We start from the raw sequence: 21,116 nt of genomic DNA, 5'->3' as shown, positions 1-21,116 counted from the left end.
CTGATCCTGGCCCTGGCCGGCATGGTGGGCTTGAGGCTGCTGGCCCTGCTCGACGCCCAGTCCAGCGACGCGGGCGCCCGCCTGCATCTGAGGTTTGTGACCCTGTTCGCGCTCGCCGCCGTGGCCCCGGCCGTGGTCGTGGCCCTGTTCTATGGCGTGCTGGTCAATCGCGGCGTCGACAACTGGTTCTCCAGTCGCGTCCAGACCGTGGTGGAGAACTCCGCCACCATCTCGCGCTCCTACCTGGAGGATCAGCAGCGCTATATCAGCGACCACGTCGCCCTGATGTCGGCCGACCTGAACCGCGCCGCGCCGGGGCTGGAGGCCAGTCCGGTGACCTTCAGCCACTTCCTGGCGCAGCAGGCCTCTTATCACGCCTTCCAGGCCGCCTATGTCGTGGACCGGGATGGCCGCATCCTGGCCCGCGCCGAGGCCGATGACGCCCCGGCCTTTGTCACCCCGGCCCCGACCCGCTTCAAGGCGGCGGACGAGGGCGACACCATTTCGGCCTCCTTCGATCCCAATGACATGGTCCGCGCGGTCTATCGGCTGCGGGCCTTTCCGGACGCCTATCTCTATGTGATGCGGCCGCTGGCCAAGGGCATGATCAGCCAGCTGCGCGACGCAGAGACCTCGGTGGTGTCCTACCGCGAGGCCGCCCAGAGCCGCGTGCGGATCCAGACGGTGTTCGCCCTGTCCTATGGCGAGACAGCCTTGCTGGTGCTGGTCGGCGCCGTGTGGCTGGGCATGGCGGCGGCCAATGGCATTTCCGGACCGGTGGCGCGGCTGGTGCAGGCGGCGGGCCGCGTCGCCGGGGGCGACCTGACGGCCCGCGTCGACGCCGACAACGATCCTGAAGAGATTGCAGTTTTGTCGCGCGCCTTCAATCACATGACGAGCGATCTTCAGCGTCAGCAGGCGGCCCTGAAATTCGCGGGCGACGAGGCCAAGGAACGCAGCCAGTTCATCGAGACCGTGCTGGCCGAGGTGTCGGCCGGCGTCATCGCCACCGACAGCGAGGGCCTGATCTCGGCCGCCAATCGCCAGGCCGTGGCCCTGCTGGACCTGCCCGGCGACCGGGGTCATGGCCGGGCCCTGGACCAGGTGGCGCCGGAGTTCGCCCTGATCGCCGACAATGCCCGCCTCGCCGGCCAGGCCGAGGAGGAGGTCGACGTGGCCCGGTCGCGCGACACGCGTCGCCTGCGGGTCCGCGCCAGCCGCACGTCGGACGGCCTGGTGCTGACTTTCGACGACATCACCCGCCTGGTCTCGGCCCAGCGCAACGCCGCCTGGCGCGACGTGGCCCGGCGCATCGCCCACGAGATCAAGAACCCGCTGACCCCGATCCAGCTGTCGGCGGAGCGGCTGCAACGCAAGTTCCGCAAGGACGTGCCGAAGGAAGACCTGGAAATCTTCGACCGCTGCACCGACACCATCGTGCGCCAGGTGGGCGACATCGGCCGGATGGTGGACGAGTTCTCCTCCTTCGCCCGCATGCCGGCGCCGAAGTTCGCCGAGCAGGACGCCGCCGAGCTGCTGCGCGCCGGGGTCTTCGCCCAGCGGGTGGCCACGCCCGACATCCTCGTCGAGCTGGTCGAGCCGATCCCGGAGATCTCCCTGCTGGCCGATGGGCGGATGCTCGCCCAGGCCCTGACCAATGTGCTGAAGAACGCCTCCGAGGCGGTCGCCGCGCGGGTCGCCCAGACCCCGAAGCCCAAGGGGCGGATCACCACCGAGCTGGTGGTCGACGCCGAGGGGGTGACGGTGACCGTCGAGGACAATGGCCTGGGCCTGCCCGCCAAGGACCGCGATCGCCTGACCGAGCCCTATGTCACGACCCGCGAAAAGGGCACGGGCCTCGGTCTCGCCATCGTCAAGCGCATCCTTGAGGACCATGGCGGCGAACTGATTCTGACCGACGCCCGGCGCGGCCGTGGCGCCCGGGCGATCCTGAAACTTCCGACCCTGGCCTTGATCCGAAAGGGATCGGGGCCGCTGACGGTCGAGACGAATGTGGAGGTGAGCTGATGGCGGCTGATGTTCTGGTGGTCGACGACGAGGCCGATATCCGCGAACTCGTGGCCGGCATCCTCTCCGACGAGGGCTATGCGGTCCGCACCGCCAACGATTCGGAGTCGGCGCTCGCCGCCATCAAGGCGCGCAAACCCGCCCTGCTGGTGCTCGACATCTGGATGCAGGGCGGCGGCATGGACGGGCTGGAGCTGCTCGACCTGGTCAAGGCGCTGGACGCCGACCTGCCGGTGATCATGATCTCCGGCCACGGCAATATCGAGACCGCCGTCAGCGCCATCAAGCGCGGGGCCTATGAGTTCCTGGAGAAGCCGTTCAAGTCCGACCGGCTGCTGCTGGTGGTCGAGCGCGCCCTGGAAACCACCAACCTCAAGCGCGAGAACCGTCGCCTGCGGGTGCAGACTATCGCGCCAGACGGTCTGATCGGCCGCTCGGTCGCGACCCAGCAACTGCGCGGCCTGATCGGCAAGCTGGCCAGCGCCAACAGCCGCGTGCTGATCGCCGGCCCGCCTGGGGCCGGCAAGGAGACCGTGGCGCGGATGATCCACGCCGCCAGCCCCCGGGCCAAGAACGAGTTCGTGGTGATCAGCGCCGCCGGCATGACGCCGGAGCGCGTCGATGTGGAGCTGTTCGGCGAGGAGGCGGAGAGCGGGCGTCCGGCCAAGATCGGGGTGTTCGAACGCGCCCATGGCGGCACCCTCTATCTCGACGAGGTGGCCGACATGCCGCGCGAGACCCAGAGCCGCATCCTGCGGGTTCTGGTCGAGCAACGCTTCCGAAGGGTCGGCGGCGGCTCCGATGTCCAGGTGGATGTGCGGGTGGTCTCCTCCACCTGTCGCGACCTGCGCGAGGAGATCGCGGTGGGCCGGTTCCGCGAGGACCTGTTCCACCGCCTGAACGTGGTGCCCGTGGCGGTGCCGGGGCTGTCGGAGCGCCGCGAGGACATTCCCGAGCTGGTCGACTATTTCATCCAGCGGATCTGCGAGGCGACCGGCATGGCGCGCCGCAGGCTGGCCGATGACGCTCTGGCCACCCTCCAGGTCCGGGCCTGGCCGGGCAATCTCAGCCAGCTGCGCAACAATATCGAGCGGATGTTGATCCTGGCCTCCGGTGATCCGGCCGAGCCGATCACCGCCGACATGCTGCCCGGCGACGCCGCCCCGTCCGACAGCAATTCCTCCATGGGCGCCGAGCGGATCATCTCCCTGCCGCTGCGCGAGGCCCGCGAGGTGTTCGAGCGGGAATATCTGAACGCCCAGATGCTGCGCTTCTCCGGCAACATCTCGCGCACCGCCGCCTTCATCGGCATGGAGCGCTCGGCCCTGCACCGCAAACTGAAGTCGCTGGGCCTGTCCGGGGCCCGCCCCATGGAAGAAGAGGACGCCTGATGGGCCGCATCGCCTATGTGAACGGAGCCTTCGAACGGCACGGCGAGGCCGCCGTTCATATCGAGGATCGTGGCTATCAGCTGGCCGACGCGGTCTACGAGGTGTGGGCCCTGTTCGACGGACGGCTGGCCGATCCGGAGGGCCATTTCGCCCGGCTGGAGCGCAGCCTGTCCGAGCTGAAGATTCCCATGCCGATGAGCCGCCGGGCCCTGACCGTCGTCCTGCGCGAGACGGTGCGCCAGAACCGGGTCAAGGACGGGCTGGTCTATCTGCAGGTCAGCCGCGGCGTCGCCCCGCGCGACCATGCCTTCCCGACCGATCCGGTCAGCCCGGCCATGATCATCACCGTCAAGGCGATCGATCGCGCCGCCGCCGAGGCCAAGGCGGCCAAGGGCGTCTCGGTGATCACCACGCCGGAGAACCGCTGGGGCCGCTGCGACATAAAGACCGTCGGCCTGCTGCCCAATGCGCTCGCCAAGCAGGCGGCCAAGGAGCGCGGCGCGGCGGAGGCCTGGTTCGTGGACGAGCTCGGCTTTGTCACCGAGGGCGCCTCGTCCAACGCCTGGATCGTCGACGCCGACGGCACGCTCCGGACCCGCGACACCAACGCCAACATCCTGCGCGGCGTCACCCGCTACACCTTGCTGGACCTCATTCGGGAAACCGGCATGAAGGTGGACGAGCGCCCCTTCACCCCCGCCGAAGCCAAGGCCGCGACCGAGGCCTTCATCACCGGCGCCGGGGCCCTGGTCCTGCCGGTCATCGCCGTGGATGGCGCCCCGGTTGGAAAAGGCGTGGTGGGACCGGTAGCAACCCGGCTCCGTCGCCTCTATATCGAGCGGGCGCGGGAGACCGCCATCTAGACTCTATTGCGCGATTGCGCCGGTCACAGCCGGCGCGCTAGCGTGACCTTGCGTGTGTGGGGGTGATTTCGCCCCCGAACCAGAACAAAGGGCGACAAGCCATGTCGAACGAAAAGAAACAAAACCTCCAGGACACGTTCCTGAACAGCGTGCGCAAGTCGAAGACGCCGCTGACCATCTTCCTGGTGAATGGCGTTAAGCTTCAGGGTGTTGTGAGCTGGTTCGATAACTTCTGCGTCCTGCTGCGTCGCGATGGCCAGTCGCAACTGGTCTATAAGCACGCGATCTCCACCATCATGCCGGCCCAGCCTGTGCAGCTGTATGAGCCGGCGGAAGACGAGACGGATTGAGCTCAAAACCCATAGACCGCGCGACGCCCGTCCAGGGCGTCGTCGTCATCCATCCTGAACGCGGGGACCGCGGCTCCGGCCGGAGCGCTGAGGCGCGCCTGGAAGAAGCCGTGGGCCTGGCCCTGGCGCTGGATCTCGAGGTGCGCGACGCGATCATCGCGCCGCTGCGCAAGCTCATGCCCGCCACCCTGTTCGGCAAGGGCAAGGTCGAGGAGATCGGCGAACTCTGCGAGGCCCATGACGCGGCCGTCGCCGTGGTCGACGATGCGCTCTCGCCCGTGCAGCAGCGCAATCTGGAGAAGGCCTGGCAGGTCAAGGTCATGGACCGCACGGGCATGATCCTGGAGATCTTCGCCCGCCGCGCCCGCACGCGGGAAGGTCGGCTGCAGGTCGAACTGGCCCGGCTCTCCTATGAGCGGTCGCGGCTGGTCCGCACCTGGACCCACCTGGAACGCCAGCGCGGCGGCTTCGGGGTCATGGGCGGCCCTGGCGAAACCCAGATCGAGACCGACCGCCGGCTGATCGCCGAGAAGATCGCCAAGCTGAAGCGCGATCTCCTCGAGGTCCGCCGCACCCGCAATCTGCAGCGCGCCGCGCGCCAGCGGGCGCCCGTGCCGTCCGTGGCCCTGGTCGGCTACACCAATGCCGGCAAGTCGACCCTGTTCAACCGCCTGACCCAATCGGCGGTCGTGGCCCAGGACATGCTGTTCGCCACCCTCGACCCGACCCTGCGGACCCTGAACCTGCCGGATGGACGCCCCTGCATCCTGTCGGACACCGTGGGCTTCATCTCCGACCTGCCGCACGAACTGGTCGAGGCCTTCCGCGCCACCCTGGAGGAGGTGCGCGAGGCCGATGTGATCCTGCACGTCCGCGACCTCTCCAACCCTGACAGCGACGCCCAGGCGGCCGATGTCCGCGAGGTGCTGTCGCGCCTGGAGGTCGAGATCGACGAGCGCCGGATGATCGAGGTCTGGAACAAGATCGACCTGCTCGACGCCGACACCAAGGAGGTGGTGCTGGGCGACGCCCGGCGCGGCGGCGTGCCGGCGCTTCCGGTGTCGGCCGTGACCGGGGAGGGAATCGCCGATCTGCTCACCGCCATTTCCGGCCTGGTCGACGAGGCGCCGCCGGTTTCGGTGCATGCGCCGGCCGGCGAGGGCGCGGCGATCGCCTGGCTCTATCGCCATGGGCGGGTCATGCAGCGCGAGGATGACGACAAGGGCGGCGTCCATCTGGCCGTCCGCCTGAGCCCCCAGGCCCTGGGACAGTTCGAGCAGCTGTTCCCGCACGCCGGCCTGACGGGCTGAGCCATGGGCATGGATTATGTGGCCATCGGCCCGGAGCGACGACGCCCGCCGTTGCATCTGGTGGTCATGACCTTGCTGGAGGTCGCCGCCCTGGTTCCCGCCGTCTATGTGGCCCTGCAGGCCATGGCCCAGGCCCAGGTGGCCGACGACCACCGGGCGGTGATCGCCCTGGCCGCCGCCCTGGCCTTTCCCGTGGCGCTGATCTTCGGGCCGATCTTCGCCTGGTTCGCCTTCCGTCGGCGGGCTGACGACCTGATCTGGCCGCTGCTGTGGTCGCCCTATATCTGGCCGCTGCTGATCATCGCCGCCCGCCTGGCCTAACGGCTATTCGGCCGCCTTGGCGGCGTTCCACAGGGCGTCCATCTCGGCCAGGTCCGACTGATCGGGGGTCTTGCCCCGGTCCCGCAGAGCCGCCTCGATGAAGCGGAAGCGTCGGTTGAACTTGGCGTTGGTGGCGCGCAGCGCGTCCTCCGGATCGATGTCCAGGGTGCGGGCGATATTGGCCGCTACGAACAGCACGTCGCCCAGTTCGGCGCGGGCCTTCTCGCGATCGTCGGCGGCGATCTCGACCTCGAGCTCGGCCACCTCCTCGTGCAGCTTGTCCATCACCTCGGCGATGGTCGGCCAGACGAAGCCGACGCTGGCGGCGCGCTTTGACAGCTTCACGGCCCGGGTCAGGGCCGGCAGGCCGGTGGGGACGTCGTCCAGCAGGCTGTCGGCCTTGCCCTTGGTCGCGCGCTCCTGGGCCTTGATCACTTCCCAGGCGGCGGTCTGTTCGTCGCTGGTGCGGGCTAGGGCCTCGCCGAACACATGGGGATGGCGGCGGATCATCTTGGCGCAGATCGCCTCGACCACATCGTCGAAGGCGAAGGCCTGCTGTTCCTCGGCCATCCTGGCGTGGAACACGACCTGGAACAGCAGGTCGCCCAGCTCCTCGCGCAGGTCGCCCAGGTTCTGGCGCTCGATGGCGTCGGCGACCTCATAGGCTTCCTCGACCGTATAGGGAGCGATGGTCGCGAAGCTCTGCTCCAGATCCCAGGGGCAGCCCCCTTGCGGATCGCGCAGCCGCGCCATGATGGCCAGCAACCGGTCGATCGGGCGTTCCGTGACCGTCATGCCTACTCCGCCGGGCGGGTCACGGGGTGGATCTCCTCCACGAACTTCGGGTCGGAGGCCATTTCCGGGGCGGCCTCGGCCAGGTCGTGGGCGTCGAGCGCGGTGCGGATTTCCGAGTGGCGATGGGCGGTGAGCTTATAGCCGTAGATGATGGCGCTGGCCGCCAGGGCCAGGCCTGCGGGGACGAAGGTGAACATGGCCTGCAGACCCGCCAGACCGCTGGTCCCGCTCTTGGCGTGCGCGTCGAAGCCCAGCATGGCCAGCACCGGGAAGGTGATGCCGACCGCTGCGGCCGAGCCGATCTTCACCGTGCCGGAGAGCAGGGCGTAGAGCAGGCCCGTGCGGTCGATCTTGGTCTCCAGCCGCACCTCGTCGCTGACATCGGCCATCATGGCCCGCAGCAGGAAGGCGCCGGCCGAATAGGGCAGGCCGGCCAGGAACATCATCACGGCGGCCACCGGCAGATTGCCGGCCGGCATGGCGTAGGTGCCCAGGGTGACGGCGGCGTAGAACAGGCCGGAGATCGCCAGGCCGCGATGCTTGCCGATCTTGTAGGCGAGCTTGGTCCAGATCGGCGCGCCGATCAGGCCGCCGATGAAGTAGGTGAGCAGCAGCAGGCTGGCCGTCGTCTTGTCGAAGGCCTTCACGCGCACGAAGAAGAAGAAGAACAGGGCCCCGGTGATGGCCGGGCCGGTGCCGACCAGGAAGTCGACGATCAGCAGCCGCGTGACGGTCGGGCGGCGCAGCAGCTTGAAATATTCGCTGAAGCCGGACCGCTCGGCCTTCTTGACCACCAGCGGCTCGGGCACGCGCCAGATGGCCAGGGCCACCGCCAGCGGCAGCAACAGCACCACGAACCAGCCCATGGCCCCGACGGCCGCGCGGTGGCCGACGATGCCGAACTTCGGAAGGATGGCGGGCAGGGTCAGGACCAGGATGATGCCGACCACATTGGCGCCCTGCCACCAGGCATAGATCCGCGATCGCTGGTCATATTCCGGCGACAGGGCCGCGCCCCAGGCCAGCTGCGCCAGGCTGGAGATCGAGACCCCGGCATAGAGCACGACCAGCCAGGTCCACAGATAGAAGGTGGTGACCCCGGGCTTGGCCATGAACAGCATGGCGGTGGCCAGCATCAGGATCGGGGCGGAGATGGCGAACCAGGGGCGGAACCGTCCGAACCGCGTGCGGGTCCGGTCCATCACTCCGCCGATGAACGGGTCGAAGGCCATGTCCAGCATGCGGACCATGAAGAAGGCGAAGCCGACCTGGGCCAGGCCCAGCCCAAGTTCGCTGGCGTAGAATTCCGGCAGATAGACCACCAGGGGCAGACCCAGGCCCGCCAGGGGCAGGCAGGGGGCGGCATAGGCCGCCAGGGTCCAGTTTGATCGCCTCTGCGGCTCGCCGGCCATCGTCGCTTCACTCCCTCGCGGCCGGTCGATTACGCCGCCGACGCGCGGGGCGGATCAGACCTCGCGCGGGGGAAGGAGGCAAGAGGCCTTAGCGACTGGCGAAGGTTTCGCCCCGCGCCAGGCGGCTTGCGAGACGCTGGAACGCGGTCTCGGCGTCACCCCAGGTGCTTTGATACCAGCTGTTACGGATGTCGGTCTCATACCATTGATAGGAGATCGGGGTGACGGTCCCGTCGACCGATGTGGCCTTGCCTTCGATCCGGGCGCCGCCGACCCCGTGGCTCAGATAGGACAGGCCCGGCTTGTCGCGCATCTGCTGCATCGTCGGGCGGTTGGGCTTGGCGTCGACCAGGGTCAGCTCCACCTGGGCGCCGTCGAGAACGCCGGTGGCGTCGAGGCGTTGGCCGACCAGGCGCTTCAGGTCGTCGGCCAGCCACTGGACCTCGCGCGGGCCATAGGTCTTGGTCGCCTCGACCTGCAGGGCCGGGGAAATCCTGACCTGGATGGCGGCGGGGGCGGCGAGGGCCGTGCTGGCGCTGGCGGCGGCGATGGCGGTGATGAGCAGCAGGCGCATGGGCGGTCCTCCGAACCTTGCGATCCCCTGAGGCTTACCCTGAATTGTGGCGGTTCCCGGGCTGCACCCTCGGCAGGCGGGCCGGCCACGCAACCGTGATCCGCCAAGCCCAAATCTGGGCGCCCGCCCGGTTGACGCTTCCCCGGGCGCCGGTCGAGGGTCCCGGCTCCAACCCCCTCCGAAGAAGGACCCGGCCATGAGTCACAAGTTCGAAATCTACAAGGACAAGGCCGGCGAGTTCCGGGTCCGCTTCAAGTACAACAGCGAGACCATCTTCTCGACCGAAGGCTACGCCTCCAAGGCCAGCGCCAAGAACGCCATCGAATCGATCAAGAAGAACGGCCCCGACGCTCCGACCGACGACACCACGGACTAGGCTGTCTGGCGCGGGCCTCCGCACGGCCCGCGCCAGTTTTCTCGCTCCCCCCGGCTTTCTCGCCGCCGCCCGGCTTTCTCGCCCTCGATGGGCAGGCGCCCCCTGGTCGCCGCGCCGGGATGGCCCCAATGTCGGGTGATCATTCCGGGAGGCGAACCATGCGCAAGCTCTGGTCGATGGTGTTGGCCCTGGCGCTCCTGGCGTCCCCGGCGCTGGCGGCCAGTCCGGTGCGCGAGGCCGAGGTCTGGGAAAGCCTGCCGGCGCCGGCGGCCCTGCCGGCCCCGGACCTTGAGGGCAGGGTGGCCCATGACGGCGCCCGGATCTGGTTCGCCGCCTATGGGACCGGGGCGCCGGTGATCCTGCTGCATGGCGGCACGGCCAGCAGCGACCTCTGGGGAGAGCAGGTGCCCGCCCTGGTGGCCAGTCACCACCGGGTCCTGGTGATCGACAGCCGCGGTCACGGCCGCAGCACCCGCGACGCACGGCCCCTGGCCTATGAGCAGATGGAGGGCGACGTCATCGCCGTGATGGATGCGCTCAGCCTCGACCAGGCCGCCGTGGTGGGCTGGAGCGACGGCGGCATCATCGGCCTGATCATGGCCATGAAGCACCCCGACCGCGTGTCCAGGGTCTTCGCCTTTGGCGCCAACATGGATCTGAAAGCCTTTAATATATCAGGAGCTTTCTCCCAGATTCTCGCCAAGGTCGAGGCGCGGCTGGCCGCCGACTATGCCCGGCTGTCCGAGACGCCGAAGGACTACGACGCCTTTTCCAAATCGGTGTTCGCCATGCAATCCAGCCAGCCGAACTATACGCCGGCGGACCTGGCCGCGATCCATGGCCCCCGGATCGCGATCGTCGATGGCGATCATGAGGAGTTCATCTCCCGGGCCCACACCGCCTATCTGGCCCGGACCATTCCCGGCGCCGAGCTGGTCATCCTGCCCGGCGTCAGCCACTTCGCCCCGGTCCAGGACCCGGCCGGCTTCAATGCGGCCATGCTGGCGTTCCTGGACCGGTAGCCTTGGCTCAGTCGGCGCGGCGGGCCCAGACCACGTGCGGGGTCGGCGCTCGGGGCGCGGCGTCGGGGGCGGCGCCAAGATAGCGGACCCCGATCTCGGCCAGGCCGAGGTCCTCCTGTTCCCCCAGGCCGTGGGCGCTCAGCAGCCGGGACATCTCGGCGCGATCGAAGTGGCTGAGCCAGGGTTCGCCCATCGTCGCGGCCCAGGCCGCCACCACCTCCATCTCGGCGCGCAGGGCCGGGGGGTAGTTCTCCAGCGGCTCGCTATAGTCGAGCACCACCTCGGCCTGGGGAACGCGGGCGATCTCCTCCAGGGTCGCGGTGATCGCCGCCCGGCCCAGATAGGGCACGACCCCCAGCCAGATGAAGAAGGCCGGCTGGTCGGTCGCGAACCCGGCCGCCGCCAGGCCCTGGCCCAGGTTCTCGCGCTCGAAGTCGACGGCGGCGAAGGTCAGGCCGGCAGGGAGGGGAAGGCCGGTTTCCGCCAGCCGCCGCCGCTTCCAGACCTGGGTCTCGGGATGGTCGACCTCGAACACCTTCAGGCCCAGGCCGACATGAGGATTGCGCAGGGCGAAGGTGTCGAGCCCCGCGCCCAGCACCACGGCCTGGCGCACGCCACGCGCCACGGCGGCGGCCAGCTGGTCCTCGGCGAAGCGGCTGCGTGCGGCCATGAACAGCCGGATCGGCGCCTGGCCGGGATCGGCGGAGAGGCCGGCGATGATCGCGTCCGCCGCCGGGCCCAGCATGGCGTGGGCGAAGGGGTCGCGGAACACCGCGCCGTCCTCCAGCATCTGATGGGCGGCGCGATATCCGGCGGCGCCCAGGGCGGTCCGGCTGGGTTGGCGTTCAAGCATGCAGGCTCCTTCGGCGGCGCGCGCGTCGGCGCGGCCCGCCAGGCTGGGGGAGGGGCGGAAATGAGGGGTCTGAACTTTCGCGAAATTGGCGAAAGCGCGTCGCAAGAACAACCCTTGATTTTATTTATGTTTTGGGTATCTTACATGGGCGGGCAGGAGCCCTGAGGGCCCGAAAGCGCCCCCGCCGGCCGCCGCGATACCGCGCCTCAGTCGCGGTCGGGCGCGCCCAGCGGGAAATAGTGCCGATAGGGGCGGGCTTCCTCCACCGCGCGGGCGAAGGACGGCCGCGCCAGCAGCCGCGAGCGATAGGCCCGCAAGACGGGAAACTGCGGCCCGATCTGGCGGACCCAATCGGCGTAGAACAGCGACGGCGCAGCCGCGCAGTCGGCCAGGCTGAAATCTTCCCCCGCCGCCCAGCTGCGGCCCGTCAGCCGCGCCTCCAGCCAGCCATAGGCGATGTCGAGCGTGCGGGCGGCCTCGACCAGGGCCTCGTCCTTCCGCCCGGCCTCGCCGCGCAGCGCCTCGGCCACCGGCTTCTGCATCTCGGTCATGACATGGTTGTCGAAGAACCGGTCCATGAACCGGACTTCCAGGGCGGCGTCGCGATCGTCCGGCAGCCACCGCACCGGGCCGGGATAGCGCAGGTCCAGATGCTCGATGATGATGCTGGATTCCGCGACCGTGACCCCGTCGTCGACCAGCACCGGGAAACGGCCCAGTGGCCAGAGCCGGCCGAGCGCCTCGCTCGCGCCAGGCTCTTCCAGATGCCGATAGGTAAAGGCGATCTCGTTCTCCCAGAGCGCCATCAGCACCTTCTGGCAGTAGGAGGAGAAGGGGTGGGAATAGAGCGTCAAGGACATCGGGGCGCCTCTGGTTGTCCGTTCATAGCAAGGGAGCGGGGGCGGGACCAAGGGTCAGGTTGCGTTCCGGCCTGGAAAGCGGTATGTGTATAGAGCCGTGGAAAGATACACATCATGCGAACCAACATCGTCATCGATGACGCCTTGATGGCGGACGCGCTCAAGGCGACGGGCTTGAAAACCAAGCGCGAGGCGGTGGAACTGGGGCTGCGCACGCTGCTCAGCCTGAGCCGCCAGGCGGAAATCCGCCGCTTCAGGGGCAAGCTGGCCTGGGAAGGTGATCTCGAGGCGATGAGGTCGGACGGGTGATCCTGGTCGATTCCAGCGTTTGGATCGACTATTTCCGAGGCGTCGCAACCCCGCAGGCCGACAGGCTTGACGCCCTGCTTGGCGCCGAACCGCTCGCGACCGGAGACCTCGTTCTGGCGGAGGTGTTGCAGGGCTTCTCCGGAGATCGGGCGTTCAATGAGGCCCTGAGGCTACTGACTTCGCTGTCGGTGATCGACCTGGGCGGCCAGGACATCGCCGTCCAGGCGGCCCGCAATTTCCGCGTCCTGCGCGCCCGTGGCGTGACCGTGCGCAAGACCATCGACACCCTGATCGCCACGCGGTGCATCGAAGGCGGATTTTCGCTGCTCTACAGCGACCGCGACTTCGATCCCTTCGTCGAACACCTCGGCCTGAAATCGGCGATGCAGGAGCGGGCGCGCGACGCTTAGTCGGGTCGCCTTGAGCCTAGCGCGAACTTTGTGGAACCCCGCTGGATTCATTTGGCAGCTACATCCGCTGTCTACGCCGGCTGGAGATGTCGCGCTGGGCGCCAGATAGAAATGTCACCTACCGCCTGCCGGCGCGCGAGGCGCCTAGGCGACGCCGGATGCAGACATTCCGACTCCGCGTCCGCCGGCCCAGACTTGTGGCCTAAGCCCCCGACTTTGGCTCACGACATAACTGTTCCAGCATGGTGGCGCAGTCGAGCATCGGCTCTTGAGACTGAGCCGTGCGGGCTTGAACGAGGGCGCCTTCGAATGCCGCCAAGGCAAGCACTGCAAGCTTGGCCGCGTAGGGCGCGCTCATCCCGCATCGGACCAGACCGTCCGCGATCGTCTGCCGCCAAAGCTGGAACGCTGAGTTGCACGTCTCCGTGAGCGTGGGAGACTGAGGCGCGGTCTCGAGGGCGACGGTGCAGATGGGGCAGCCTGCGGTGAACCCGGACTTCGTCAGCAGTTTCGCGCCGCCCTCGAACAGCTGACGGACGCCGTCCGCCGCAACGCCCCCCTCGGGAAAGCATCGCGCCATGCTCGCGGCCACAGTCTGCGACGCCATTTCGAGCGCCGCGAGACCGAGTTGCTCCTTGCCCTTTGGGAAGTAGTGGTGCGCCGAACCCCAGGGCGCGCCTGACTCCTGAACGATCCGGCGCCAGGAGGCCGCGGCATAGCCCTCCCTCTGAAAGAGAGACATGGCGGCCAGGATCATCTGTTCGCGCGGCGAGGGGGCGGGCATGGCGATTGACCGGTGGACTATGACGATCGTCCTAGTTATTAGGCAGAGGTCGTTAGGACAAGTGTCTTAGGAAAAGCTCATGCGGCAACTCACGCTGATTGGCGAGGGCGCCTTGGAGTGGCGCACGGTGGATCGGCCGCGCCTGGCTGGCCCCAAGGGGGCGATCGTCAGGCCGATCGCGGTAGGCGTCTGCGACTTCGACCGCGCCGTGGTTACGGGTCGGTACAAGGCTTTGCCGTATCCCATCGCGCTGGGTCACGAGATCGTCGCCGAGGTCACCGAGATCGGCGATGAGGTGACAAGCCTCAGCCCAGGCATGCAGGTGGTGCTGCCATTGCACATCTCCTGCGGCGACTGCGCCCCGTGCGCCGCGGGACATACCAACAGCTGCGCCTCGAGGCCCCCCTTCTCCAGTTTCGGCATGGGGCCGATGGGCGGTGACTGGGGTGGAGGCATGTCGGATTTTCTCTACGTCCCTTATGCAGACGCCATGGCCGTGCCGGTCCCAGCTGGTCTTTCGGCGGCCGACTGCGCCGCCATAGGGTGCAATCTGGTCGATCTCCATCGATCGATCGCGCCCTACGTCGCAAACGATGCTCGCCTTCTGATCGTCGGCGGCGACCTCCACAACATGGGGCTCTACGGCGTCTTGATAGCCAAGGCGCTCGGCGTCACCCGCGTCGACTTCGCCGATGACGTCGGCGTGCGGATGGACGCGGCCGCAGCGGCGGGGGCGAACCCGCTGGACCTGGGCGCCGGGCGGCCAAGCGATCTCTACCCGATCGTCGTGGACTGCAGCGCCGACCCCAAGCGCCTGGCCCTGGCGCTTACCTGCGTGGGGCATGACGGCGTCTGCCACAATGTCTGGCCGCACGCGACACCGGTCTCCTTACCCGTGACCGCGATGTTCCTGCGCAACGTCACCTTCGTGACCGGTCAGCCCCATGCCCGCGTCCACATCGAGCCGGTGCTCGATCTCATGCAGGCGCACGGGTTCGGTTCCACATCGATCCCCTGCGAGATTTTGCCGTGGGAGGACGCGCCGAGGTCGTTTGGCTTCGGCGAGGTCAAACGCATCTTCGTTCGTTCGTAATCGCTCTCACCGCGCGATCCCCAGGCAACAAGAGAAGGAGGGCTCCATGAAGGCGGTCCTGTTACACGCCCACGGCGGGCCCGAAGCGCTTAAGGTGGAGGAGGTCGCAAGGCCCGAGCCCGCAGCCGACCAGGTGCTCATTCGGATCGAAGCGGCTAGCGTCAACTTCGCCGATATCGTCCGGCGGCGGGGCGATCCCTATCCCCTGGCGACCCCCTTGCCGGCCATCCTTGGCAGCGAAGCCGCGGGGGTCATCGAGGCGGTCGGGGAGGGCGTCACGGCGTTTCACCTTGGCGACCGGGTCTTCGCGCTGTTCGGGGGCAACGGTCTCGGCGGCTATGCCGACTACGCCCTCGCGGGTGTCGCCGATGTCATCAAGCTCGACCCGGGGCTCGATCTCGACATCGCCTCCACCCTGGTCGTCGCGGGTGTTACGGCCTTTCAAATGTTGAACCACGCCGGGCGGTTGAAGGCCGGCGAGTCCGTCTTCATCCCGGGCGCCGCCGGAGGCGTCGGCGGCTACGCCATTCAGCTGGCCAAGATCCTCGGCGCCGGCCGGATCATCGCCGGCGCCAGCACGCCTGAACGCCGCGAGCAAGCCTTGGCGCGTGGCGCGGACGACGCCGTCGACTACACCTCCCCGGACTGGCCGCGCGAAGTGCGGCGGCTGACCGGCGGTCGCGGCGCCGATGTGGTTCTCGACATGGCTGGCGGCCCCGTCTTCGAGCAGTCTCTGGCTGCACTGGGCCCGTTCGGCCGTCTGGTGGTCTACGGGAGCGCCAGTCGCGCGCCGTCGAGCCTGATCGCCCAGCGCCTGATGCCCTTCAATCAGTCGGTCATCGGCTACTATGTGAGCCACTGGTTCAGCGCGCGCCCTGCGGAAGCCCAGCAGGCTTTCGATGAGGTGGCGGCGCTGGTCCTTGAGGGGCGCCTGAAGGTCGAGGTGGCGGCTCGGCTGCCGCTCGAGGGCGCCGCCGAAGCGCACCGGATCATGGAGTCCCGGCAGGCGACCGGCAAGTTTGTGCTGAAGCCGGCGCTGAGCGCGGCCAGCTAATCTGGCGCCGTTGCGCAAATCTACCCGAGTTCGTTCCAACGCAAGCCGTGAGGTCTGTGACCATGAATTTCGAGGCGATCCTGGCCCGGCTGGCTGCGAGCGTGCCCTTTGCAGCGCACTGCGGCGTCAGCCTGGACAGGTTGGACCGCGGCAGCGCCACGGCGACCTTGCCTTTCCGACAGGCCGGCTTGAATCACATTGGGACCCAGTATGCGGCGGCCCTCTTCGCGGTCGGCGAGGCGGCGTCCGGCGCTGCGATGGCGGGCCTCTTTGCTGACCTGTTGGGCGCGGTTCGGCCTGTCGCAGGCGAGGCGACGATCCGCTACCTCAAGCCCGCCAAAGGGAAAGTGCGGGCCGAAGCGACGACCGAAGGAGATCCGGAGGGACTATTGCGGTCGCTCAGGGATGACGGAAGGGTCGCCTTTCCAGTCACCGTTGAACTGCTCGACAGTGAGAGCAGCGAAAAGCTGGCCGAGATGACGGTGCGATGGCACGTCACCGACATGTCGAAGCCGAAGGAAGCCCGCTGACGACGGCGTCAGTCCAACGGGCGGCCAAGCTCCCTTGGGCCGCGCGTGGTCACCTGCCGAGGGTCATGTTGAGCCACCCGTCACAAGAAGGAGCGCGCGCCATGCCAAAAGCCGACGAGGCCGAAACTCAGCCGGATGGAGCAGGGCTGTCATTCTTCCGTGAGCTCCTACGCACCGGCGAGCCTGCGGCGCCCATCTGTCCGGTCCTCAGCTTCGAGCTGACCGGGGCCGAGCATGGCAGCACCGAGTTCACGGGCTCGCCGGATGCGAGGTTTACAAACCCCGGCGGGGTCGTGCACGGCGGCTACCTCTCGGTGATCCTCAGCTCCGCCATGTCGTGCGCGGTGCACACGACCCTTGATGAGGGAGAGCGGTACACCACGACCAACATCAACCTGCACCTGACTCGCGCCTTGATGCCCGACCAAGGGCCGATCGTGGCGACGGGCGTCGTGGTGCACCGAAGCAAACGGGGCGCGACCGCAGAGGGTCGCATCGTCGATCACGAGGGCCGGCTCATAGCTCACGGAACGACGACATGTATCGTCATCCCGGCGGGGTAATAGCCTTGGTCTACGCCGGATAGAGATGTCGCGCCGGCCGCCAGATAGAAATGTCAGGGCAGGGTGGTTGGGGTCGGGCGGCGGGCGGGCGCGGAGCCCTGCAACCGCGCAGAGCCCGACCGCTGCCCTCCGCACCAGCCGTCCAGCTTCGTCTTTGTTTTCCGAGTGCGCCGTCAGGCGCGCGAGGCACGTAGCCCTTCGAAGGGGAGGGTTGTAGCTGGAGTATCGCCATTACGGTTTTGGCGCCCCGCTGTAATTTGCGGGGCGTTGGGGGGCCTAAAATATGAAGTGCATTCTGTCGGTTGCCGCCGCTGTCGTGCTGACCTGTTTGATATCCGGCAGCGCATTTGCTGCCGGCCAGCAACAGGACTTCTCAAAGCTCGATCCAGCTTGGGCTGCGCAACAAATGGACGCCTCGCTTCAGTCCAGCGAGCTAGGGTCGGCATGGGCAGCGCTCAAGGTTGTATTTCCGGGCGACTACAAGCAACTTACACAAGACCTTGCGAGGGCGGTCATCCAGCACGAGGACTGGAGCGGGAGATCGCAGATGTTCATCCAGACTCACGTCGCCGGCCAAGTGCAGGCCGCTCAGCAGGCTCCGGCCCAGGAGCAGGCCAAATATCAGCGGCAGAAGGCTGATTTCTTAGTTTATCTGTCTCACGTAAACACGAGTGCCTGTGCTTACTTGGGTACTGGAATCGGCGATCCATCGAGTTTGGGCAATTTGAATAGCGACCAGATGAAGCGCTATTCGAATTTGATTGCGGTAGCGGTTGAGGCGATCGGGGCCGGCCGCAGATCACCGGTGACGTATGGAGCCCTAACACCCGAAGACGCGTCCCAGATCAGGGGAATCATGGCGTCCCAAGGCGTCAGCGATGCAGACGCTCAGAGTGTCCTCTCGGGACAGATCGGCAAAAGCCCCGGAGAGTTGTGTCGGGCCGGTGTGATCAGGAATAGTGCCCTGGCGGCGGCGCCAGCGGAAATCGTGGCGAAGGTGGCATTTCGATAGAGCGACGAGCTGCTTATCCCACGCCGGACATGTGCTTGATATATAATGCGCCTAAGGAAGATTATCGGAAATAATAGCCCAGGAACCTAGGGCCTGGGCCTGTCGCGCGTCTTCATCGCTTGCGGACCGGCCTCTGCGGACATGGCGTCGATCGAGGTTTGCAGATCGGCGATCTCGCGCAGCATCGTATCTCTGCGGATTGGTGTGCTGACAGACGCCAGGACCAGACGGACGGACAGGTTCATTTCAAGGGCGAAGCGGTCGGGCGGCCAGCTGGCCGCCAGCCAGGTCTGGACCACGCCGCCCATCATGCGCAGCAGCGCGTTGGTCAGTTGTCCGGGGCGGACGATGTGCGCCACCTCCCCGCTGTCGATCGCAGCCGCCACCAGGGTCAGCCACCAGGCGGCGCTCTCCGTCGACAATATGCCAAACACCTCCGGCGCCTCCGTGCTGAACGCGGCGCGAAACAGGCCCATATGGAATTGGCGGTCGCGTTCGTAATGGCTGACTAGGTGGTCCGCGGCGTGGAGCAGGCTTTCCAGCGCTGTGGCGCCGGAGTTGCCTTTCAGTTCGCCCACGAACCGCTCGATATCGTCGCGGACGACGCACCGCAGGATTTCGGATTTCGACCCCAGCAGATTGTAGGGCGTCGCGGGGCTCACCCCCGCGCGCTCCGCCAGCAGGGCCATCGAGAATCCCGCATCCCCGCGCTCTCGGATCAGAGCCTGGGCGACCTCCACCAGGTTGCGTCGCCGCGTCGCCAAGCGTTCAGAAGATAGAGCCAACGACCTGACCTCGCCTCTCCGCCGGCGGACTGATCCCGACGCCGCGCGACCTGTAATAGGCTTTCCTGCACCTCCACGCACGGAAGCGCCGGAGGCAGATTGCCAAGCTCATAATTATAGTACCATATAATTATGAGCGACCCATGAATGTCGCGCTCATGACGAGGAAACGACCATGGCGATGCGTCTCAAGGACGGGATTTTTCTGGCGCCCTTCCATCCTCTGGATGAGGACCCTACCCTTTGCATTCAAAGGGATCTTGAGCTGATCGAGCATTTGGACCGCCTGGGGTATGAGGAGGCCTGGGTCGGAGAACATCACTCCGGCGGCTTCGAGATCATCGCCAGCCCGGAGGTGTTCATCGCTGCGGCGGCGGAGCGGACGAAGCGGATTCGCCTGGGCACCGGCGTGGTTTCGCTGCCGTATCACAACCCCCTCACGACCGCGAACCGCATCCTGCAACTGGACCATCAGACCCGCGGACGGGTCATCTTCGGCGTCGGCCCCGGGCTCTTGCCGTCGGACGCGTTCCAGATGGGCATCTCGCCGGCGGTCACCCGCGATCGGATGGTCGAGGGCGTCGAAGTGATCCTGCGACTGTTCGCCGGTGAGCGCGTCACCCACAGGTCGGACTGGTTCAATCTGGTCGACGCCACCTGCCAGCTGAAGCCCTACACCTGGCCCCATCCGGAGATTGCGGTGGCGTCGTCGATCACCCCTTCGGGCGGAACCCTGGCCGGAAAGCATGGCTTCGGCCTGCTCTGCGTCGCCGCGACCCAGGCGAACGGCTACGACGCCCTCAGCATCAACTGGAAGATCGCCAACGAGGTCGCCGCAGCGAATGGCAAGGTCATGGACCCGGCACGCCTGAGACTGGTCGGTCCGGTCCATATCGCACCGACCCGGGAAGAGGCCTGGGCCAATGTCCAGCATGGCGGACGCGCCTACGCGGAATACTTCGCCCGCATCAGTCGTCCCGGTCAGCCGGTGGACACCTCGGGTGATCCGATTCGGAAGATGGTCGATGAGGGCTCCGCCGTGGTCGGAACACCTGACGATGCGATCGCACAGATCCGTCGCCTGCAGGAAAAGCAGGGCGATTTCGGCGTCTTCCTGCAGCTGGCCCACAACTGGGCCGACTTCGACAAGACCAAGAAGAGCTACGAGCTTTGGCGCCGCCACGTGTCGCCGGCCATCAACCGCATGAATGAACCCCGTCGGGACAGCTTTGACTGGGCCGCCGGCCACGCCCCCGAATTCATCCAGGCCGCCATGGACGCCGCGAGTTCGACGATCTCCAAGCATAACGCCGCCAAGACCCAGAAAGCTTAGGGCGGCCGGACTTGGAACAATCGCAACGGGTGACGTCGGGTGACGACTTGTCGACCCGCCACCCGCTGTTACGCTCTGTCTAAACAACGATAACCTAGGGAGACCGGCCCCGTGGCGGCTCAAGCGCAACATCCCCAAGCCCAGCTCCCGAAAGCCTGCATCATCGGCGCGGGCTGCTCTGGCTTCACGACCGCCAAGCGGCTGAAGGATTTCGGCATTCCCTATGATTGCTTCGAGATCTCCGACGAGGTCGGCGGCAACTGGTACTACAAGAACCCCAACGGCACGTCGGCCTGCTATGAGAGCCTGCATATCGACACCTCGAAATGGCGGCTGGCCTTCGAGGATTTCCCGGTCCCCAGCGACTGGCCGGACTTTCCGCACCACAGCCAGTTGTTCCAGTATTTCAAGGACTACGTGGATCATTTTGGCCTGCGCGAAACCATCACCTTCAACACCGGCGTCGAGGCCGCCAAGCGCGATGCCGATGGCCTGTGGCAGGTGACGCTGACCACCGGCGAGACGCGGACCTATGACGTGCTGTTCGTCTGCAACGGCCACCACTGGAGCCCGCGCATTCCCGACTATCCGGGCGAGTTCGAGGGCGCGGCCCTGCACAGCCACGCCTATCGCGATCCGTTCGGCCCGGTCGACATGCGCGGCAAGAACGTCGTCGTGGTCGGCATGGGCAATTCGGCGATGGATATCGCCTCCGAGCTCAGCCAGCGGCCGATCGCCAAAAACCTCTGGGTCTCTGCCCGCCGGGGCGTCTGGGTGATGCCCAAGTACATGAACGGCAAGCCGGCCGACAAGGCGGCCATGCCGGCCTGGATGCCGCGCAAACTGGGCCTGTCCCTGGCCCGCAAGGCGATCAAGAAATCGATCGGCGCCATGGAGGACTATGGCCTGCCCAAGCCCGACCATGAGCCCCTGGAGGCCCACCCCTCGGTGAGCGGCGAGTTCCTGACCCGGGCCGGCTGCGGCGACATCAAGTTCAAGCCGGCCATCGAGCGGCTGGAAGGCAAACGCGTGCGCTTCGCGGACGGCAGCGTTGAGGACGTGGACGCCATCGTCTTCGCCACCGGCTA

General features: G+C 67.2%; 24 protein-coding genes. 17 read left to right on the top strand and 7 right to left on the bottom strand.

The genetic code is table 11. The annotated features are described in order from the left end of the window. The 6 genes from Q7P21_RS09910 to Q7P21_RS09885 form a co-directional block, all read left to right on the top strand. Positions 1-2,028 (top strand): PAS domain-containing sensor histidine kinase (locus Q7P21_RS09910; protein WP_304176956.1); only part of this gene is annotated, 2,028 nt, incomplete at its 5' end. Next, positions 2,028-3,419 (top strand): sigma-54 dependent transcriptional regulator, encoded by a 1,392-nt coding sequence (locus Q7P21_RS09905; protein ID WP_304165444.1) that lies wholly within the window; start codon positions 2,028-2,030, stop codon positions 3,417-3,419. The genes Q7P21_RS09910 and Q7P21_RS09905, both read left to right, overlap by 1 nt. Then, complete coding sequence (locus tag Q7P21_RS09900; RefSeq protein WP_304165447.1) at positions 3,419-4,282, top strand: D-amino-acid transaminase; 864 nt, start codon at positions 3,419-3,421, stop codon at positions 4,280-4,282. Before Q7P21_RS09905 ends, Q7P21_RS09900 begins: the two co-directional genes overlap by 1 nt. 101 nt (positions 4,283-4,383) lie before the next feature. Further along, positions 4,384-4,632: an RNA chaperone Hfq gene (gene hfq / locus Q7P21_RS09895; protein WP_242566223.1), complete on the top strand. Its 249-nt coding sequence runs from the start codon at positions 4,384-4,386 to the stop codon at positions 4,630-4,632. Then, positions 4,629-5,942, top strand: coding sequence for a GTPase HflX (gene hflX / locus Q7P21_RS09890; RefSeq protein WP_304165453.1), 1,314 nt, complete (start codon positions 4,629-4,631; stop codon positions 5,940-5,942). Before hfq ends, hflX begins: the two co-directional genes overlap by 4 nt. Positions 5,943-5,951: 9 nt before the next feature. Further along, positions 5,952-6,263, top strand: a complete 312-nt coding sequence (locus Q7P21_RS09885; protein ID WP_304176954.1) for a hypothetical protein — start codon at positions 5,952-5,954, stop codon at positions 6,261-6,263. Between the two features lie 3 nt (positions 6,264-6,266). Here the strand turns inward: Q7P21_RS09885 and mazG are convergent, their stop codons facing one another. From mazG to Q7P21_RS09870, 3 genes are all read right to left on the bottom strand, one after another. Next, entirely contained in the window at positions 6,267-7,058 is a 792-nt protein-coding gene (gene mazG, locus Q7P21_RS09880; protein ID WP_304176952.1) for a nucleoside triphosphate pyrophosphohydrolase, read from the bottom strand. Positions 7,059-7,060: 2 nt separating this feature from the next. Continuing rightward, entirely contained in the window at positions 7,061-8,470 is a 1,410-nt protein-coding gene (locus Q7P21_RS09875; protein ID WP_304165462.1) for an MFS transporter, read from the bottom strand. Positions 8,471-8,558: 88 nt separating this feature from the next. Beyond that, on the bottom strand, positions 8,559-9,044 hold the full coding sequence (locus Q7P21_RS09870; RefSeq protein ID WP_304176950.1) for a hypothetical protein: 486 nt from the start codon (positions 9,042-9,044) through the stop codon (positions 8,559-8,561). 196 nt (positions 9,045-9,240) lie between these two features. On the opposite strand from Q7P21_RS09870, the gene Q7P21_RS09865 reads away from it, so the two are divergent. Both Q7P21_RS09865 and Q7P21_RS09860 read left to right on the top strand, forming a co-directional pair. After that, a complete protein-coding gene (locus Q7P21_RS09865) occupies positions 9,241-9,420 on the top strand; it encodes a YegP family protein (protein WP_304165467.1) in 180 nt (59 codons plus the stop codon). 158 nt (positions 9,421-9,578) lie between these two features. Next, positions 9,579-10,442, top strand: a complete 864-nt coding sequence (locus Q7P21_RS09860; RefSeq protein WP_304165470.1) for an alpha/beta fold hydrolase — start codon at positions 9,579-9,581, stop codon at positions 10,440-10,442. A gap of 7 nt (positions 10,443-10,449) precedes the next feature. Here Q7P21_RS09860 and Q7P21_RS09855 read toward each other — a convergent pair whose 3' ends face one another. Together Q7P21_RS09855 and Q7P21_RS09850 are read right to left on the bottom strand one after the other, a co-directional pair. Beyond that, entirely contained in the window at positions 10,450-11,295 is an 846-nt protein-coding gene (locus Q7P21_RS09855) for an SAM-dependent methyltransferase (protein WP_304176949.1), read from the bottom strand. 206 nt (positions 11,296-11,501) lie between these two features. Then, the gene (locus Q7P21_RS09850; RefSeq protein ID WP_304176948.1) at positions 11,502-12,155 is read right to left on the bottom strand and encodes a glutathione S-transferase family protein; all 654 of its coding nucleotides are present in this window, start codon (positions 12,153-12,155) and stop codon (positions 11,502-11,504) included. 114 nt (positions 12,156-12,269) lie between these two features. Between Q7P21_RS09850 and Q7P21_RS09845 the strand changes: the two genes are divergently transcribed. Together Q7P21_RS09845 and Q7P21_RS09840 are read left to right on the top strand one after the other, a co-directional pair. After that, on the top strand, positions 12,270-12,464 hold the full coding sequence (locus tag Q7P21_RS09845) for a type II toxin-antitoxin system VapB family antitoxin (protein ID WP_304165477.1): 195 nt from the start codon (positions 12,270-12,272) through the stop codon (positions 12,462-12,464). Further along, a complete protein-coding gene (locus Q7P21_RS09840) occupies positions 12,461-12,874 on the top strand; it encodes a PIN domain nuclease (RefSeq protein WP_304176946.1) in 414 nt (137 codons plus the stop codon). Before Q7P21_RS09845 ends, Q7P21_RS09840 begins: the two co-directional genes overlap by 4 nt. A gap of 202 nt (positions 12,875-13,076) precedes the next feature. On the opposite strand, the gene Q7P21_RS09835 is transcribed toward Q7P21_RS09840, so the two are convergent. After that, the gene (locus Q7P21_RS09835) at positions 13,077-13,631 is read right to left on the bottom strand and encodes a TetR/AcrR family transcriptional regulator (protein ID WP_304176944.1); all 555 of its coding nucleotides are present in this window, start codon (positions 13,629-13,631) and stop codon (positions 13,077-13,079) included. A gap of 106 nt (positions 13,632-13,737) precedes the next feature. Between Q7P21_RS09835 and Q7P21_RS09830 the strand changes: the two genes are divergently transcribed. The 5 genes from Q7P21_RS09830 (at position 13,738) to Q7P21_RS09810 (ending at position 17,910) form a co-directional block, all read left to right on the top strand. Next, the gene (locus Q7P21_RS09830; protein ID WP_304165485.1) at positions 13,738-14,751 is read left to right on the top strand and encodes an alcohol dehydrogenase catalytic domain-containing protein; all 1,014 of its coding nucleotides are present in this window, start codon (positions 13,738-13,740) and stop codon (positions 14,749-14,751) included. Positions 14,752-14,797: 46 nt separating this feature from the next. Then, positions 14,798-15,805 carry an NADPH:quinone oxidoreductase family protein gene (locus Q7P21_RS09825; RefSeq protein WP_304165488.1) on the top strand — a complete coding sequence of 336 codons (1,008 nt, stop codon included), beginning with the start codon at positions 14,798-14,800 and terminating at the stop codon, positions 15,803-15,805. Positions 15,806-15,867: 62 nt separating this feature from the next. Further along, positions 15,868-16,335 carry a PaaI family thioesterase gene (locus Q7P21_RS09820; protein WP_304176942.1) on the top strand — a complete coding sequence of 156 codons (468 nt, stop codon included), beginning with the start codon at positions 15,868-15,870 and terminating at the stop codon, positions 16,333-16,335. 101 nt (positions 16,336-16,436) lie between these two features. Beyond that, on the top strand, positions 16,437-16,898 hold the full coding sequence (locus tag Q7P21_RS09815; protein WP_304176941.1) for a PaaI family thioesterase: 462 nt from the start codon (positions 16,437-16,439) through the stop codon (positions 16,896-16,898). Between the two features lie 283 nt (positions 16,899-17,181). Next, entirely contained in the window at positions 17,182-17,910 is a 729-nt protein-coding gene (locus tag Q7P21_RS09810; RefSeq protein ID WP_304176940.1) for a hypothetical protein, read from the top strand. A gap of 86 nt (positions 17,911-17,996) precedes the next feature. On the opposite strand, the gene Q7P21_RS09805 is transcribed toward Q7P21_RS09810, so the two are convergent. Continuing rightward, a complete protein-coding gene (locus tag Q7P21_RS09805) occupies positions 17,997-18,650 on the bottom strand; it encodes a TetR/AcrR family transcriptional regulator (protein WP_304176939.1) in 654 nt (217 codons plus the stop codon). Between the two features lie 220 nt (positions 18,651-18,870). Here Q7P21_RS09805 and Q7P21_RS09800 point away from each other — a divergent pair, with 220 nt between their 5' ends. Further along, positions 18,871-20,028 (top strand): LLM class flavin-dependent oxidoreductase, encoded by a 1,158-nt coding sequence (locus Q7P21_RS09800; protein ID WP_304176936.1) that lies wholly within the window; start codon positions 18,871-18,873, stop codon positions 20,026-20,028. 111 nt (positions 20,029-20,139) lie between these two features. Next, on the top strand, positions 20,140-21,116 hold a 977-nt coding region (locus tag Q7P21_RS09795; RefSeq protein ID WP_304176934.1), incomplete at its 3' end, for an NAD(P)/FAD-dependent oxidoreductase.

The organism is Phenylobacterium aquaticum, assembly GCF_947378715.1.
Lineage (GTDB): Bacteria > Pseudomonadota > Alphaproteobacteria > Caulobacterales > Caulobacteraceae > Phenylobacterium > Phenylobacterium aquaticum_A.
The sequence above is the reverse complement of the archived record's forward strand: the minus strand, read 5'-3'. Positions and strand labels throughout refer to the sequence as shown.

What these genes read in the sequence shown, in the direction of transcription:
- Q7P21_RS09905 (WP_304165444.1), top strand. Translation starts at nt 2,028, where the DNA reads ATGGCGGCTGATGTTCTGGTGGTCGACGACGAGGCCGATATCCGCGAA.
- Q7P21_RS09900 (WP_304165447.1), top strand. Translation starts at nt 3,419, where the DNA reads ATGGGCCGCATCGCCTATGTGAACGGAGCCTTCGAACGGCACGGCGAG.
- hfq (WP_242566223.1), top strand. Translation starts at nt 4,384, where the DNA reads ATGTCGAACGAAAAGAAACAAAACCTCCAGGACACGTTCCTGAACAGC.
- Q7P21_RS09885 (WP_304176954.1), top strand. Translation starts at nt 5,952, where the DNA reads ATGGATTATGTGGCCATCGGCCCGGAGCGACGACGCCCGCCGTTGCAT.
- mazG (WP_304176952.1), bottom strand. Translation starts at nt 7,058, where the DNA reads ATGACGGTCACGGAACGCCCGATCGACCGGTTGCTGGCCATCATGGCG.
- Q7P21_RS09875 (WP_304165462.1), bottom strand. Translation starts at nt 8,470, where the DNA reads ATGGCCGGCGAGCCGCAGAGGCGATCAAACTGGACCCTGGCGGCCTAT.
- Q7P21_RS09870 (WP_304176950.1), bottom strand. Translation starts at nt 9,044, where the DNA reads ATGCGCCTGCTGCTCATCACCGCCATCGCCGCCGCCAGCGCCAGCACG.
- Q7P21_RS09865 (WP_304165467.1), top strand. Translation starts at nt 9,241, where the DNA reads ATGAGTCACAAGTTCGAAATCTACAAGGACAAGGCCGGCGAGTTCCGG.
- Q7P21_RS09860 (WP_304165470.1), top strand. Translation starts at nt 9,579, where the DNA reads ATGCGCAAGCTCTGGTCGATGGTGTTGGCCCTGGCGCTCCTGGCGTCC.
- Q7P21_RS09855 (WP_304176949.1), bottom strand. Translation starts at nt 11,295, where the DNA reads ATGCTTGAACGCCAACCCAGCCGGACCGCCCTGGGCGCCGCCGGATAT.
- Q7P21_RS09850 (WP_304176948.1), bottom strand. Translation starts at nt 12,155, where the DNA reads ATGTCCTTGACGCTCTATTCCCACCCCTTCTCCTCCTACTGCCAGAAG.
- Q7P21_RS09845 (WP_304165477.1), top strand. Translation starts at nt 12,270, where the DNA reads ATGCGAACCAACATCGTCATCGATGACGCCTTGATGGCGGACGCGCTC.
- Q7P21_RS09835 (WP_304176944.1), bottom strand. Translation starts at nt 13,631, where the DNA reads ATGATCCTGGCCGCCATGTCTCTCTTTCAGAGGGAGGGCTATGCCGCG.
- Q7P21_RS09830 (WP_304165485.1), top strand. Translation starts at nt 13,738, where the DNA reads ATGCGGCAACTCACGCTGATTGGCGAGGGCGCCTTGGAGTGGCGCACG.
- Q7P21_RS09825 (WP_304165488.1), top strand. Translation starts at nt 14,798, where the DNA reads ATGAAGGCGGTCCTGTTACACGCCCACGGCGGGCCCGAAGCGCTTAAG.
- Q7P21_RS09820 (WP_304176942.1), top strand. Translation starts at nt 15,868, where the DNA reads ATGAATTTCGAGGCGATCCTGGCCCGGCTGGCTGCGAGCGTGCCCTTT.
- Q7P21_RS09815 (WP_304176941.1), top strand. Translation starts at nt 16,437, where the DNA reads ATGCCAAAAGCCGACGAGGCCGAAACTCAGCCGGATGGAGCAGGGCTG.
- Q7P21_RS09810 (WP_304176940.1), top strand. Translation starts at nt 17,182, where the DNA reads ATGAAGTGCATTCTGTCGGTTGCCGCCGCTGTCGTGCTGACCTGTTTG.
- Q7P21_RS09800 (WP_304176936.1), top strand. Translation starts at nt 18,871, where the DNA reads ATGGCGATGCGTCTCAAGGACGGGATTTTTCTGGCGCCCTTCCATCCT.